Source organism: Corynebacterium incognita (assembly GCF_014217255.1).
Lineage (GTDB): Bacteria > Actinomycetota > Actinomycetes > Mycobacteriales > Mycobacteriaceae > Corynebacterium > Corynebacterium incognitum.
Genome location: NZ_CP059404.1, coordinates 1,400,106 through 1,414,370 on the forward strand (window position 1 = coordinate 1,400,106; position 14,265 = coordinate 1,414,370).

Annotated in this window: 12 protein-coding genes; 6 read left to right on the top strand and 6 right to left on the bottom strand. The window is 66.1% G+C overall.

What is annotated here, in order from left to right:
• Window positions 1-43 precede the first annotated feature (43 nt).
• The 3 genes from H0194_RS06485 (at window position 44) to H0194_RS06495 (ending at window position 2,852) form a co-directional block, all read left to right on the top strand.
• Window positions 44-361, top strand: coding sequence for a YbaB/EbfC family nucleoid-associated protein (locus tag H0194_RS06485; protein ID WP_185175134.1), 318 nt, complete (start codon window positions 44-46; stop codon window positions 359-361).
• Between the two features lie 198 nt (window positions 362-559).
• On the top strand, window positions 560-2,098 hold the full coding sequence (locus H0194_RS06490) for an HNH endonuclease signature motif containing protein (RefSeq protein WP_185177016.1): 1,539 nt from the start codon (window positions 560-562) through the stop codon (window positions 2,096-2,098).
• A gap of 97 nt (window positions 2,099-2,195) precedes the next feature.
• Complete coding sequence (locus tag H0194_RS06495) at window positions 2,196-2,852, top strand: recombination mediator RecR (protein ID WP_185175135.1); 657 nt, start codon at window positions 2,196-2,198, stop codon at window positions 2,850-2,852.
• A 4-nt stretch (window positions 2,853-2,856) separates the two neighbouring features.
• Here the strand turns inward: H0194_RS06495 and H0194_RS06500 are convergent, their stop codons facing one another.
• From H0194_RS06500 to leuA, 4 genes are all read right to left on the bottom strand, one after another.
• Window positions 2,857-3,627 carry a type 1 glutamine amidotransferase gene (locus H0194_RS06500; protein WP_185175136.1) on the bottom strand — a complete coding sequence of 257 codons (771 nt, stop codon included), beginning with the start codon at window positions 3,625-3,627 and terminating at the stop codon, window positions 2,857-2,859.
• A 7-nt stretch (window positions 3,628-3,634) separates the two neighbouring features.
• A complete protein-coding gene (locus H0194_RS06505) occupies window positions 3,635-4,915 on the bottom strand; it encodes a Mur ligase family protein (RefSeq protein ID WP_185175137.1) in 1,281 nt (426 codons plus the stop codon).
• A gap of 78 nt (window positions 4,916-4,993) precedes the next feature.
• The gene (locus H0194_RS06510) at window positions 4,994-6,397 is read right to left on the bottom strand and encodes a DNA polymerase III subunit epsilon (RefSeq protein WP_246388822.1); all 1,404 of its coding nucleotides are present in this window, start codon (window positions 6,395-6,397) and stop codon (window positions 4,994-4,996) included.
• A 21-nt stretch (window positions 6,398-6,418) separates the two neighbouring features.
• Window positions 6,419-8,200, bottom strand: a complete 1,782-nt coding sequence (leuA, locus tag H0194_RS06515; protein WP_185175138.1) for a 2-isopropylmalate synthase — start codon at window positions 8,198-8,200, stop codon at window positions 6,419-6,421.
• A gap of 257 nt (window positions 8,201-8,457) precedes the next feature.
• Between leuA and H0194_RS06520 the strand changes: the two genes are divergently transcribed.
• Window positions 8,458-9,609: a hypothetical protein gene (locus H0194_RS06520; RefSeq protein WP_246388825.1), complete on the top strand. Its 1,152-nt coding sequence runs from the start codon at window positions 8,458-8,460 to the stop codon at window positions 9,607-9,609.
• On the opposite strand, the gene H0194_RS06525 is transcribed toward H0194_RS06520, so the two are convergent.
• Complete coding sequence (locus H0194_RS06525) at window positions 9,535-10,455, bottom strand: DMT family transporter (RefSeq protein ID WP_246388829.1); 921 nt, start codon at window positions 10,453-10,455, stop codon at window positions 9,535-9,537. The two genes, H0194_RS06520 and H0194_RS06525, sit on opposite strands and share 75 nt — an antisense overlap.
• Window positions 10,456-10,591: 136 nt before the next feature.
• Between H0194_RS06525 and H0194_RS06530 the strand changes: the two genes are divergently transcribed.
• Both H0194_RS06530 and H0194_RS06535 read left to right on the top strand, forming a co-directional pair.
• Window positions 10,592-11,845 (top strand): aspartate kinase, encoded by a 1,254-nt coding sequence (locus H0194_RS06530; RefSeq protein WP_185175140.1) that lies wholly within the window; start codon window positions 10,592-10,594, stop codon window positions 11,843-11,845.
• Between the two features lie 26 nt (window positions 11,846-11,871).
• Window positions 11,872-12,912 (top strand): aspartate-semialdehyde dehydrogenase, encoded by a 1,041-nt coding sequence (locus tag H0194_RS06535; protein WP_185175141.1) that lies wholly within the window; start codon window positions 11,872-11,874, stop codon window positions 12,910-12,912.
• A 14-nt stretch (window positions 12,913-12,926) separates the two neighbouring features.
• Here the strand turns inward: H0194_RS06535 and H0194_RS06540 are convergent, their stop codons facing one another.
• Entirely contained in the window at window positions 12,927-14,237 is a 1,311-nt protein-coding gene (locus tag H0194_RS06540) for a hypothetical protein (RefSeq protein WP_185175142.1), read from the bottom strand.
• Between the last annotated feature and the right edge of the window lie 28 nt (window positions 14,238-14,265).

Here is a 14,265-nt window from a genome sequence, read left to right on the forward strand (position 1 = left end):
TCGGTACACTTTAGGGGGATAAGATACCGACGAAAGGACACCCATGTCTCAGCCAGATATGAACGAACTTCTTGCCCAGGCCGCGCAGATGCAGGCAGACCTGCAGAAGGCGCAGGACGAAATCCTGGCCACCACCGTGGAGGGTACCGCGGGCAACGGCCTGGTGAAGGTCACCATGACCGGCGGCGCAGAAGTGAAGTCGATTGAGATTGACCCGCAGGTTGTGGATCCGGAGGATGTGGAGACGCTGCAGGACCTGGTTCTGGGTGCGTTCCAGGACGGCCATCAGAAGGCTGGTGACCTGGCGCAGCAGAAGCTGGGCCCGCTGTCCCAGGGCATGCAGGGTATGCCGGGAATGTAGTGATGTGAGGCCAGGCCGTGTGGGCCTGGCCTTTTCTTTTGCCATTGTGGGAGGAGAACGCATGTTTGGTTAATTTTGGGTTAAATGTGTTGCACAGTGTTGAGTTCGTACGCGTGTTTGATTATGTTGGTGAGTGAAGGTTGATACAGGTTTAGACGCCGGGGCGGGTGTCTGAGGTTCCATCGGGAAGGAGGGGCAATGTCCCTGCATGAACACGCGGCGCGCGTGACGGCTGCGCTCGTTGCTCTCGAACGTGCCTTCCGCGATGAATCTGCGACGATTGCGGAGCTGGAACCTATTGCGCTGCACCTGGAGGAAGCGATGGCCCTCAAGGCGGCCATTGACGCGCGCTTTGCCTGGCTGGCCGGGGAACAGGAGGCCGGCCGACGCAGGGGGACAACCTCTCCGCGTGACTATCTGATGCGCGTGCTGGGTATCTCCGGGCAGGAGGCTAGCCAACGCCTGCGGAGTGCGGAGACGTTGTATGGAGCGATTGCCCCGCGGGAGATCAAGGTGGCGGACTTCCTGGGCCAGGAAGACCCAGAAGCGGCAGTTCTGGAGGCGCAGCGCAAGGAACAGCGCCGCCAAGAGGAGGAGTGCCGTAAACAGGCCGAGGCGCGGCAGCTGGCGGCGCAGGTGGCTCTGGAAAAGCAGCGCGTTGTGGAGCAGGAGCTCAAGCGCCTGAATGAGCACTCCAACCCCGGCCGGGCTGCGCTGGGGGCGACGGCGCTGGCTGAGGCGAAGAAGCGTACCCCGGAGGACCTGCGGCAATGGGTCCGGCAGGCGGTGCGGGCGGCCAACAAGAATGGGCGAACGCCGGCGGGTAAGCGGGACCACCTCGCGGCGTATAAGAAGCGGGAGTTCTGGATGTCGCGCCCGGACTCGGATGGTGGCGTGAAGTTCGGTGGCTACTTGTCTGCCGGTGGCGCCGCGGTATTGTCGGCGGCGCTGGCGCCAGGGCGCAACGCGGGCGTGAACACGGACGCCGATCCGGCGGAGGACAGGCGGAGCCTGCCCCAGCGTCGAGCGGACCAGCTGGTGGCGCTGGCGCAGGAGTACGTGGACCGGCCGGAGCGCGTGCGCACTGGGCGGGCGAGCCTGGTGATCACTGGCACGGCTCGGGACTTTGCGGAGCTGGACGAAAACTCGAGGTTCCTGACTAACACGGGCCACGAGCTCAACTCGCTGGAGGTGCTCATCGCGGGCTGGCGCGGCACGGACTACGCACTGGTGATGAACGATGCAAAGAAGCTGCCGCTGGCTTTCGCGCAGCGGAAGCGGACGGCGACGTTCGAACAGCGTATGGTCTTGGCGGCGATGGAGCTGGTGTGCTCCTGCCCGGGCTGCGAGGTGCCGGCGGCGGAATGCGATGCGCACCATGTGCAGGCCTTTATTGCCGGCGGGCGGACGGATATAGAAAACCTGACGCTGTTATGTCGTAACCACCACACAGATAATAACGACAAAAGAGACGGCACCGGGGGACTGGGGCATTACGAGAGGGACCCGGGCACCGGGGTGGTGGGATGGCAACCGCCCGGCAATAACCCGCGGATGTATAACACGACGGTGATGCGAGAACGGGCGCCCGGGGCACGGGTGTTGGCGGAGGCGCGGCAGGTGCGGCGCGAGTTAGCGGTGCCGCCGGATACGGGGGCGGTTGAAGTGTGCTGTGTGGACGGCGGCAGTGGAGGTGCTTCGGGCGCCCAGGGGGAAACGCGGGCGCGCGTAAGCTAGGTGTGCGTTAGTGCGGGGGCGGTGCGTTAAGCTGCTAGGGATGGTCGCCTCGGAATGGATGGGGGCGGCGCGAGAAGTGGAATCGTGGGGTAGAAACGTGTTTGAAGGACCGCTGCAAGATCTCATCGATGAGTTCTCGAGGCTGCCCGGCGTGGGGCCGAAGAGCGCGCAGCGCATCGCGTTCCACGTGCTGCACATGGACCCAGAGGACGTGGACCGCCTGCAGAAAGCGCTGGGCGCGGTGCGCGACGGCGTGACGTTCTGCAGGATTTGCTACAACATCTCCCGCGGCAGCGTGTGCCGCGTGTGCGCGGATTCGGGACGCGACAAGACCACCATCTGCGTGGTGGAGGAGCCGAAGGACATCCAGGTTATCGAGCGGACGGGGGAGTACTCGGGCCGCTACCACGTTTTGGGTGGGGCGCTGGACCCACTGGCAAACGTGGGGCCGAAGGATTTGAATATCTCGTCGCTGTTGCAGCGCATCGGCGGAGTCTTGCCGGACCGCGAGTTGGCGGACTCGACGCCGGAGGCGCCACTGTACGACGACACCCCGGAGATCTCCGAAGTCATCTTGGCCACGGACCCGAACACGGAGGGCGAGGCCACGGCGGCGTACCTGGTGCGCCTGCTGCGGGACTTCCCGGACCTGAAAATTACTCGCCTGGCCTCCGGCATGCCGCTGGGTGGGGACCTGGAGTTCGTGGACGAGCTGACGCTCTCGCGCGCCCTGTCAGGCCGCCTGGCGGTCTAAGTTCTTAGCGCGCGTTGAGGCGCTCGAGCCGCAGCTTGTCGACGGCCGCGATGTCCAACGGTTCCAGGTCCTGCAGGCGCTTGCCGAGGGCCTTGGCGAGGAGGAGATCGGCCAGCTGGGGGTTGCGGGCCAGCACGGGGCCGTGCATGTAGGTGGCGATGACGCTGCCCTGCACGGCGCCCTCGGCGCTGCGCTGCTTGGTGGCGTCGGACGGATCAACGAGGTCGGCGGTGGCGGCCGTATCGGCGTTGCCGGTGCCCGTGGTCACCGTGCCCAGGGGCTGGGCCGTGGGACCCAAGATGGTGGCGCCCATGTGGTTTTCAAAGCCGGTCAGCGGCTCCGTCAGCTCAGCCGTGATGCCCTCCTTGGTGGGCTGGGTGGCCACCTCGCCGATGGCGCGCTCGGTGAGTGGGGTGGTGGTGGCGTCGATGAGCCCGACCCCGTCCACCACGCGGCCGGAGGCGCGGAAGGACTCGCCGAGCACCTGCAGGCCGGCGCAAATGGCCAGCACCGGGCGTCCCGCCAGCGCCGCGCGGGTGAGCCCGCCGTCCGTGATGAGGTGATCCGCCGCCAGGATCTGGGCGGTGTCCTCGCCGCCGCCGAGGGTGTAGACGTCGAGGTCGTCGGGGACGCCCTCGCCGAGCATGATGGGCTTGACCTCAGCGGCGATACCCCGCATGCGGGCGCGCTGGCGCAGCACGAGGGCGTTGCCGTCGTCGCCGTAGGTGCCCAGCACGTCAGGGAGCACGAGGCCGATGGTGAGCTTGTCAGTCATGGGTGTCTTAAGCCTCCTTGGCCTGTTCTTTAGCCAGCGCCTTCTTCAGATCCCGGAACGCGGTGTAATTGGCCAGTACCTCGATGCGGCCCTCCGGGCACGCCTTGATGGCATCCAGGGGGTTGGCGATGAGCTCGTGTTCAATGTCGGCGTACACCAGGCGCACCGCAAGGTCGGTGCCGCGCTCGCCGGCCGCCTTGACGGCCAGATCGCCGAAGTCTTCGAAGCGCACGTCCCACAGCCACGACATGTCCACGCCGTCGGCCACCTGCCCGTTCGTGGCGATGACCAGGCCGTCCGCGGTGCGGTCCACCATAGACAGCGCCTCTTGCCAGCCCGCCGGGTTCTTGGCCAGCAGCAGGCGGATCTGGCGGTTACCCCACTGCACAGTGGAGTAGCGGCCCGCGACGTCGTCGATGGCTTCGGTCGCCGCCAACGCCGAGTCCAGGTCCGCGCCGAAGGCTTCCACCGCCGCCGCCACCGCCTGCGCTGCGTTGCCGCGGTTCGCGCGGCCGGGCAGGGTGAGGTTGAGGTCGTGGTCGCCGTGCGGGGTGACCAGGCCGTCTTCGGTGACGGTCCAGGTGGGGGTGGGGCGGCGGAACTCGCGGCCGTCGGGAAGCTTCTTCACGGCGTACCAGTCAGTGGCCGTGCGCACCACGTGGCCGCCAGTGCGCGGGCACGACACCGAGTCGCCGAGCCACCCGGCGCCAGCCGAGACCCAGATGACGTTTTTGGCATCGTAGGCCACGGAGGTCATGAGGACGTCGTCGCAGTTGGCGATGACGGTCATGTCCGAGTTCGCCTCCACCGCGCCGCGCAGGGCCCGCTCAATCTTGTTGATCTCGCCCACGCGGTCCAGCTGATCGCGCGAGAGGTTGAGCAGAACCAAGGCCTGGGTGTTGAGCGCCTCGGCCACCTTGGGCACGTGCAGCTCGTCCACCTCCAGCACGAGGTGGGACGCGTCCGGGGAAGCCAGCAACGCGGAGATGAGGCCGGCGTCCATGTTGTCGCCGCCGTCGTTAGTCGCCACGGTGTAGCGCGAACGCATTGCTGCCGCCAGCATCCGGGTGGTGGTGGACTTGCCATTGGTGCCCGTGACTAGGACCGCCGGGCGGTTCTTGCCCACGTGCTCCATGATGTTCGGGTCGATGGCGGCCGCGACGAGCCCGCCGATCATTCCGCCCGCGCCCCGGCCCGTGGCCCGGGAGGCGGTGGTAGCGAGGGAGGCTGCGGTGGTGGCGGCGGTGGTGCGCAGCTTGCTCAGCGCACCGGGCAGTCTAAAACTCATGCCACCAGCGTAGTCCCGCCACCCGACTCACTGCAGGACCCCTGCCGGAGCGCCGGGATTTTCCCAGCAATTACCCGGCTAACTCTGGGTTTGGCTGCCCTGACCGCCCTGACCGCCTTGGCTGCGGTTGCTGCGGCGTCGCCTGCCCCCGCGGCGCCGGGATCGGCCCTTGGGCTTGGAATTCTGGTCCGGCTGGTGCTGGCTCGGTTGGGAAGACTGCGCAGCCTGGGGCGCTGCGGACTCGCCGGTCGAGTTGGGGTTGCGCTTGCGCCCACCCCGGCGCCGCGAGCGCTTCCGGTTACCCGACTTGCCCTGGTTGGTCGCGCCCTGGCCGCGGGAACGGCGCTCACGGTCGCGCTTGGCCTGCGCCGCCCGCGCTTCCTGCCGGGAGGCTTTCTCGGCGGCCAGGCGGTCGGCCTCGGGGTCCGCGTCCTCGATGGTGTCTAAGGCGGCGAGGAACTGTTCGTCGGTTAGCAAAGGGATGCCCTTGCGTGCCGCATGCATGGCCTTGCCGTGCCCGGCCTCGAGGTCGTTACACACCACCACGGAGGTCTCACGGGTGAGCTTTTCGGAATAGTTGAGTTCCTCGCGGATGATGCCCTCAATGATGATGTCCGGGTGGACCGTAATCTCCGGCGCGATCACCACCTCCATACCGCGCACCAGGTTGCCGCCTGGCTGCAGCTTGCCGGGGTTGTGGTGTACCCGCTCCGCGCGGGTGGCCTCCAGGCGCACGTGCGATCGCTGGAGGCCAAAGCGGTCTGCTGCCAGATCGTCCGGCGTCGCGGTGGCTACCTGCTCGGAGGTTTCGGCGCGTGCGGTGAGCGTGCGGTACAGCTCGATGAGCAGTAGGGTTTCCGCGCGCGAAACCTCGGCCTCCGGCCTGCGGGCACGCTCGACGGTGGCCTGCGGGCTGGGGGCGGCGATGCCGGCGTGCCGGGCCACGGCTGCCAGGCGGGTGTCGCTCAGAGGCAAGGCTTGGCGACGCGCGGTGCCCAAGGTATCCACAATCCGTACCGGCCGCGGCACGTGGCCCACCTTCTGGCGGCGCCGGTTGCGGGACTTGTTGCGGCTGCGGGCCCGGTTGGCGCGCGCGGCCGCCGTCATGGCGCGGCGCGCCTCGGAGACGATGAAGCCCCAGTACCGGCTGGTGTTGTGGAGGACGAGGACGCGGTCGTCGAGAAGCCTGTCCAGGGGCTTGAGCACCTTGGCGAAGGCGGGGGACGCCGCGATCTCCTCCCTGTTAAGGCCGTGCTGGTGGAAGGGGCCTGGGTCACCGTCGGGGTTAATGACGGCGTGGAATTCCTGGTCGGTATTGCCGGCGTCATCAAAGGTCACGGCGTCAATGGTGACGATGCGGGCACTGGCCGGGTGGATGCCCGTGGCCTGAATGGTGACGGCCACGTTGGGGAACCGCTCCACCTGTTCCAGGCGCGCGGCTTCGCGGGGGTGAAGCTTCTCAGCCTCGGAATTATCAGACATCACCACCCAGCCTAATGCACGTTAGATCGCCACGGACGCATCGGTGCGGTTGATGGCAGACACCAGCGCGTTGAGAGAGGCGCGGGTGGTCGAACCGGCGATGCCCACGCCCCAGGCGCGGGAGCCGTTGATGTCGGCGAGGATATAACAGGCGGCCTCGGCGTCGTCGCCGGCGCTGCGGGAGCGCTGCGAGTATTCCACGACCTCCAGATCGATGCCCAGCGGCTCCAGGCACTTGGCGAAGGCCGCGATGGGGCCGTTGCCAAATCCCTTGACCGCGTGATCGGTCCCGCGCAGCGCGACGGTGCCCTTGAGCGCCACGCCGTCGACCGCGGCGTCGCCCACCCCGGAGGTGTCTGCCGTGATGGACTTGAGCTCCAGCGGCGCGGAGCGATCCAGGTACTCGGTGGCGAAAATGTCCCAGATTTCCTTGGTGTTGACCTCGCGGCCCTCCGCATCCGTGACGGCCTGGACCTGCGCGGAGAACTCCGCCTGGAGAGGCTTGGGCATGTCGACGCCGTGGTCCGTCTTGAGCAGGTAGGCCACCCCGCCCTTGCCGGACTGGGAGTTGACGCGGATGACGGCCTGGTAGTCCCGGCCCACATCGTCGGGGTCGATGGGCAGGTAAGGCACGTCCCATTCGAGGTCGCGCAGCTCGTCCGTGCTGACCTGGTAGTGCGAGGCCTCCGGGTCGATGGTGCGCGCGAGCGCGTCCAGGCCCTTGTTGATGGCGTCCTGATGCGATCCGGAGAAGGCGGTGAACACGAGATCGCCGCCGTAGGGGTGGCGTTCGGGCACGGCCAGCTGGTTGCAGTATTCCACTGTGCGGCGGATGCCGGGCAGGTCGGAGAAGTCGATCTGCGGGTCGACGCCCTGGGTAAACAGGTTGAGCCCGAGCGTGACCAGGTCCACGTTGCCGGTGCGCTCGCCGTTACCGAACAGGCAGCCTTCCACGCGCTGCGCCCCGGCCAGCATGCCCAGTTCGGCCGCGGCGATACCCTCACCGCGGTCGTTGTGGGGGTGGATGGACAGAATAACGGACTCACGGTTGTCCAGGTGCCGGCTCATCCACTCGATGGAGTCCGCGTAGACGTTCGGCGTGGTCATCTCCACGGTGGCGGGCAGATTGATGATGATGGGGTGATCCGGGGTGGCGCCGACTTCGGCGGTCACGGCGTCGCATACCTCCTTGGCGAAGGCGAGTTCGGTGCCGGTGAAGGACTCCGGGGAGTACTCCCAGCGCCAGTTCGTGCCGGGGTAGTCGCGGGCGATGGTGCTGACCAGTCTGGCGGCGTTAGTGGCTAAAACCTTGATGGCTTCCTTGTCCTTGTTGAATACCACGCGACGCTGCAGCTTGGAGGTGGAATTATAAAAGTGCACGATGACGTTCTTGGCGCCCGCGCAGGCCTCGAAGGTGCGACGGATGAGGTGCTCGCGGGCCTGCACCAGGACCTGGATGGTGACATCGTCGGGGATGAGGTCTTCTTCGATGAGCAGTCGCACGAAGTCGAAGTCGGTTTGGGAGGCGGACGGGAAGCCGACCTCGATTTCCTTGTAGCCCATGTTCACCAGGAGCTGGAACATGCGTCGTTTGCGTTCGGGGCCCATGGGATCGATGAGCGCCTGGTTGCCGTCGCGCAGGTCTACTGAACACCACTGTGGGGCGTGCTCGTGGACCTTGCTGGGCCAGGTGCGGTCGGGGAGAGCGATGGGCTCGACCTTCTCGGCGAAGGGGCGGTAGCGGTGGACGGGCATGCCGGAGGGCTGCTGCTTGTTCCAGGATGCGTGCGGGTGGCCGGACATGGTGTGGGGCTCCTTGGGGTGTTCGTGTGTGTGGCCGGCGAGCGGGGCATCGAGGCGTGGCTCAACCCGCTGGGGAGCGCGACGGGCTTGCCGGCCTGGGAGGTGCTTAGAGCCCGCCGCGTGTTAGCAGGCCTAGAATCATCGAATTCACGAACATGCCCACCAGCCTAGTTGCATCGTGTGAGATGTCGCAACCACTTGGTGGAATTTTTTGCGGAGGCGGGTTGAAGTCTAGTGGACACGCTAGGATGTTCGGCGTGGCAAAAACTGAGGCGCAAACATCGACACGAGGCCAAAGCACTCTCTGGTCCGGACTCCTGGCACTCGCCGTCACCGCGGTGGGAGTGCTCCTACGCCTTGGCACCCTCTCCGTCATGGCCACAGCCAACGAAAGCACCCTGGCCAAGGAAATGCAGTCGTGGGACTCGGTGTACTACCTCGAGATCGCGCGCCACGGCTACACGGGTGCCCATGTGCCCAGCGGGGACACCCCGGACCATGAGGTCGCTCTGGCCTTCTTCCCCGGCTTCCCCATACTCATCCGCGCGGTCTCCACGGTCACCGGGCTGGAGGCGCTCACCGCGGCCTACGTGGTGAACTTCCTGGCCACCGTCGCCCTGGCGTGGGGTGCCATCGTGGTGGCGCAGCGCTTCGGCGCGGGTCGCTGGGCTCAAGCCGGGGCCGCCGCCGCAGTCACCGGCGCGCCCATGGCCATCGTGTTCTCCATGCCGTACACCGAAGCCCTCTTCGGGGCCCTGGTGATCTGGTCGCTCATCGCTATCATGGACCGGCGCTGGCTCCTCGCTGGCGGGCTCATCGTGGCGCTCGGCTTCGTCCGGCTCACCGCCGTGGGCATGATCCTCACGCTGTTCGTCATGGTGGTGCTCACGGGGCGCAAAGACTGGCGGGCCTGGGCCGCGCTTGTTGTCTCGCCGTGGCCGTTGCTCGGCTACATCGCCTGGGCGTCGAGCCACCTGGAGCACGTCGGAGGGTACTTCGGCAACCAAGACGAGCACTGGAACTCCGGCTTCGACTTTGGCGTGGCCACCGCGAAATGGGTGTGGGAGATCCTCATCACCGGCGACAACCTGGGTTACGGGCTCAGCACGCTCGCCATCCTGGTCGTGCCGGTGCTCCTCGTGGCCACCTTCCGGGACTTCGCCGGGCACCGAGCTTGGCCCGTGTGGGCGTTCTCGGTGTTGCTGGCCGCCAACGTCCTGCTTGCCGACGGCATCATGCACTCCCGCCCCCGCCTCCTGCTGCCGGTCGCCATGCTGCTCATCCCGCTCGTGGTGCGGTGGGAGCGCCAGCTGCCGCGCTGGGGTTACGTGGCCCTAGTGGCCGGATGGCTGCTGTGTGGTGCGTGGTTCTCCGGCCACCTGCTCGCCGTGTTCGACTGGGCCATCTAGGCGGGTCGTGGGTGTGCCCAGCGGGCTGCGGGACAAAATGACGGTGGCCGCGAACATGATGATGAGCGACGCCGCCATCACGCCCCACCCCAGGGCCGAGCTGACTTGGAACTTCTCGTACAAGATGGCGTAGCCCAGCGCGAAGGCCACGATGGGCTCCACGATGGTCATGGCCGGCAGCGAGTGGGTTAGAGGGCCCGCGTGGAAGGAATATTGCTGCACAATCGTGCCCGTTCCTGCCCCGCACACCAGCGCCCAGAACTCCCACGAACCCACCAGCACGCCGAGCCCCTCGCTGGTGAAAATATCCACCACCGCCTTGGATAGTACGGCCACGTAGCCGTACACAATGCCCGTCACGCACCCGAGCAGCACGGCTCGTTCGCGGCGCAGGAAATAGGACAGGCCGGCGAGGGTAGCGATCGTCGCCAAGCCCACCGACAGTGCTGTCACCCAGTCGTGCAACGCCGGGCGCACCACGCCGTGTGACGGGCGGCCCAGCGTCACCAACACGGCCACCGCCCCCGTCAGCGCCAGGGACCACGCCACCTCTGACGAGGACATGCGCTTGCCCACGTACCACGCGGACAGCGGCAGCGTAAACATCAGCGACAGCACCAGCACTGGCTGTACGATGAGCAGGGTGCCAAAACCCAGCGCCACCACCTGCAGGGCGTAGCCCACGACGGCGGTGGCGGTGCCGGCCCACCACAGGGGGCGTCGGATAGCGGTGGCCAACACGTCGCGCGGGGCGTCTTCTGCGATGCGGTGACGGACCACTGTGCCCCACGCGATCGTCAGCGCGGACAGCAGGGCAAAAACTACCGCTAAAGCATTGCTCGTCACCCGTACCACCGTAGTGGATACCGTGGATAATTTGCGGGTGAGTGCACGAAAATCACCGTCCGGCGGCGCAGTAGGGTGTAGGTTAGGACACAACTCAACACACCGAGGGTGAGCACCGGAAAGGAATGAGACACGCGTGGCGCTGATTGTGCAGAAATTTGGAGGCTCCTCGCTCGAGTCCGCGGAGCGGATCCGGGCCGTGGCCGAGCGCATCGTGGCCACCAAGAAGGCGGGTCACGATGTCGTGGCGGTGTGCTCCGCCATGGGCGACACCACCGACGAGCTGCTGGACCTGGCCAAGCAGGTCAACCCCGTGCCGCCGCGCCGCGAGCTGGACATGCTGCTCACCGCTGGCGAGCGCATCTCTAATGCCCTGGTGGCCATGGCCGTGGAATCCTACGGCGCCACCGCGCGATCGTTCACTGGTTCCCAGGCAGGCGTCCTCACCACCGAGCGCCACGGCAACGCCCGCATCGTGGACGTGACCCCCGGCCGCATCCAGGACGCGCTGGACGAGGGGCATATCTGCATCGTGGCCGGCTTCCAGGGCGTGAACAAGGAAACGCGCGACGTTACCACCTTGGGCCGCGGCGGCTCCGACACCACGGCCGTGGCCCTGGCCGCCGCCCTGGGCGCCGACGAGTGCGAAATCTACTCCGACGTCGATGGTGTCTACACCGCCGACCCGCGCATCGTGCCCAATGCCCGCAAGCTGGACAAGTTGTGCTTCGAGGAGATGCTGGAGCTCGCGGCCGTCGGGTCCAAAATCCTGGTGTTGCGCAGCGTGGAATACGCCCGCGCGTTCAATGTCCCAATCCGTGTTCGTTCGTCTTATAGCAATGACACCGGCACCCTCGTGGCCGGGTCGATGGAGGATATCCCCGTGGAAGAAGCAGTACTCACCGGCGTGGCCACCGATAAGTCCGAGGCCAAGGTCACCATCTTGGGCATCCCCGATAAGCCGGGGGAGGCCGCCAAGGTCTTCCGCGCCGTCGCGGACGCCGAGATCAACATCGACATGGTGCTTCAGAACGTCTCCTCGCTGGACGACGGCACCACCGACATCACCTTCACCTGCCCCCGTGCCGACGGCCCCCGCGCCGTGGAGTTGCTCACCGGCCTGGGCTCTCACAAGGTGTTGTACGACGACCAGGTGGGCAAGGTCTCCCTCGTCGGCGCCGGCATGAAGTCCCACCCGGGTGTTACCGCGGACTTCACCGAGGCGCTGCGTGACGTGGACGTGAACATGGAGCTCATCTCCACCTCGGAGATCCGCATCTCCGTGCTCATCCGCGAGGCCGACCTGGACAAGGCCGCCCACGCTCTGCACGATAAGTTCCAGCTCGGCGGCGAGGAAGAGGCCGTCGTTTACGCCGGCACGGGCCGTTAATTTTTGTTGAGGAAGGACATCTGAGAATGACTACCATCGCTGTTGTGGGCGCCACTGGACAGGTGGGCCGCGTCATGCGCTCCATCCTGGAGGAGCGCAACTTCCCGGCGGATAAGGTGCGCTTCTTCGCTTCCCCGCGATCCGCGGGCACGGAGCTGACCTTCCGCGGCGAGTCCATCACCGTTGAGGATCTCACCCAGATCACGGCGGAGTCCGTGGCGGACGTGGACATTGCCTTGTTCTCCGCCGGCGGTTCCACCTCGCGCGAGTGGGCGCCGGTGTTCGCGGCGGCCGGGGCCACCGTGGTGGACAATTCTTCCGCCTACCGCAAGGACCCCGAGGTCCCCCTGGTGGTGTCCGAGGTGAACCCGGAGGCGGCGCGCGAGACTCCTCAGGGCATCATCGCGAATCCGAACTGCACCACCATGGCTGCCATGCCGGTGCTCAAGGTGCTTCACGACGCCGCGGGGCTCGTACGCCTCAACATCTCCTCCTACCAGGCCGTGTCCGGGTCCGGCCTGGCCGGGGTGGAGGCACTGGTCAAACAGACCGATCATATCGGCGAGCACAACATAGACCTGGTGCACTCCGAGACCGACAACACCCGCGTAAATAGCGATGACCTGGGGCCTTACGCGGATCCCATCGTCTACAACGCCCTGCCGCTGGCGGGCGCGCTGGTGGACGACGGTTCCGGCGAGACCGACGAGGAACAGAAGCTGCGCAACGAGTCCCGCAAGATACTCGGCTTACCCGATCTGCGGGTGTCCGGCACCTGCGTGCGCGTCCCGGTGTTCACCGGCCACACGCTGACCATCCACGCGGAGTTTGCCCGCGACATCACCCCGGAGCAGGCCCAGGCACTGCTTGCCGACGCCCCGGGCGTCAAGCTCGTGGACGTTCCCACCCCGCGCGCGGCGGCGGGCGTCGACGAGTCCCTGGTGGGCCGCATTCGCCAGGACCAGTCCCTAGACAACAACCGCGGCCTCGTGCTGGTTGTCTCGGGCGACAACCTGCGCAAGGGCGCGGCGTTGAATACGATCCAGATCGCGGAGCTGCTCGTTTAGTTTCAGGCCGGAGTTTATTCCGGCTTGGTGTGTTCGACGTACACCACGGACGGATCCGGATCCTCGCGGTCGTAATCCTCGAGCTCGTCGTCCTGTTCGAGCTCGTCGTGGATTTCCTCGGCGACGGCCTCCACGAACTCTGCGGAGGACATGTTGGAGGCCTTGGCCAAGCGACGCAGCTCGCGCTGGTTCTTTTTGGTGAAGCGCTCGCGGGGATCCAGCTTGCGCTGCACGAGCACGCGGGCGCGCTCGCGACGGTCGGATTCTTCGGAGAGCTTAGTTCGGTTGCTGATCCAGCCCCAGGCCATCACGATGATGAGCAGCACGCCGAGGTAGCCCAGGATGGGGTAGACCCAGCTCACCAGTGTCTGGAAGCCCGCGAAGGACAGCACGAAACCGATGATGCAGGCGGCCGCGTACACCTTGTAGAAGTGCTCCTTCTTGTTGCGGGTCAGGCGCTTGGCCATGGCGTAGAACATACCCACCGCGGTGTTGAAGATCATGCCGAAGACAATGATGGTCATGACGTTGGCCAGCGCGGGGTTGATCTGTTTGATGAGCTCCAGCACCGGCAGGTCAGTACCGTTGACCTGCGGCGCCATGAAGTACAGGGATACCACCAGCAGCGAGAGCAGAAGCAGGTACACCAGGCCGCCGAGCACGCCGCCCCAGCCCACGGAGCGAGAGTCTAGGAAGTTGCCGCCGATGACAATTGACATAGACACCGCACAGATGGCGTTGAGACCGGTGTAGTTCAGCGAGGAGATCCACCAGTTAGGCAGGGTGGTCTCCACATTCTCGGTGGCATAAGTGTGAGCCGCGGTGAGGCTCACGTCTGCGGAGGCGATGGAGTACACCGTGGCACCCACGATGAAGACGATGATGAACGGCGTAATCAGTCCGATGACAGTGGTCACCTTGTCCACGTCCAGCAGGCCGGTCAGCAACACGAGCGCCAGGATGATGACGCCGCCTACCGCCGTCGGGATGCCGAAGCCCTGGTTGAGGTTCGAGCCGCCGCCGGCGAACATGACGAAGCCGATGCTGAACAAGGTAAGCAGTGTGGACCAGTCCAGCACCCGCGAGATGAACGGTCCGGATACCTTCCCGTAGACCGCCGTGTGCTCGTCCGCCTGGAAGTAGCTACCCAGCTGCAGCATCGCGATGCCTGCGACCATCATGAGCGTGGCCGCCACGGCCACGCCCCACAGGCCTTCGTTGCCGAAGGCCACGAAGTACTGCATCGCCTCCTGTCCTGAGGCGAAGCCGGCGCCCACAATCACGCCGATAAACGCCATGGCAATTGCTATTGCGCGTTTGAACATGGTGGTTAAAAATTCTCCCAATCTACAC

Bases quoted from the DNA above. Each gene is read 5' to 3' on its own strand.
- H0194_RS06485 (WP_185175134.1), top strand. From the start codon at position 44: ATGTCTCAGCCAGATATGAACGAACTTCTTGCCCAGGCCGCGCAGATG.
- H0194_RS06490 (WP_185177016.1), top strand. From the start codon at position 560: ATGTCCCTGCATGAACACGCGGCGCGCGTGACGGCTGCGCTCGTTGCT.
- H0194_RS06500 (WP_185175136.1), bottom strand. From the start codon at position 3,627: ATGACTGACAAGCTCACCATCGGCCTCGTGCTCCCTGACGTGCTGGGC.
- H0194_RS06505 (WP_185175137.1), bottom strand. From the start codon at position 4,915: ATGAGTTTTAGACTGCCCGGTGCGCTGAGCAAGCTGCGCACCACCGCC.
- H0194_RS06510 (WP_246388822.1), bottom strand. From the start codon at position 6,397: ATGTCTGATAATTCCGAGGCTGAGAAGCTTCACCCCCGCGAAGCCGCG.
- leuA (WP_185175138.1), bottom strand. From the start codon at position 8,200: ATGTCCGGCCACCCGCACGCATCCTGGAACAAGCAGCAGCCCTCCGGC.
- H0194_RS06535 (WP_185175141.1), top strand. From the start codon at position 11,872: ATGACTACCATCGCTGTTGTGGGCGCCACTGGACAGGTGGGCCGCGTC.
- H0194_RS06540 (WP_185175142.1), bottom strand. From the start codon at position 14,237: ATGTTCAAACGCGCAATAGCAATTGCCATGGCGTTTATCGGCGTGATT.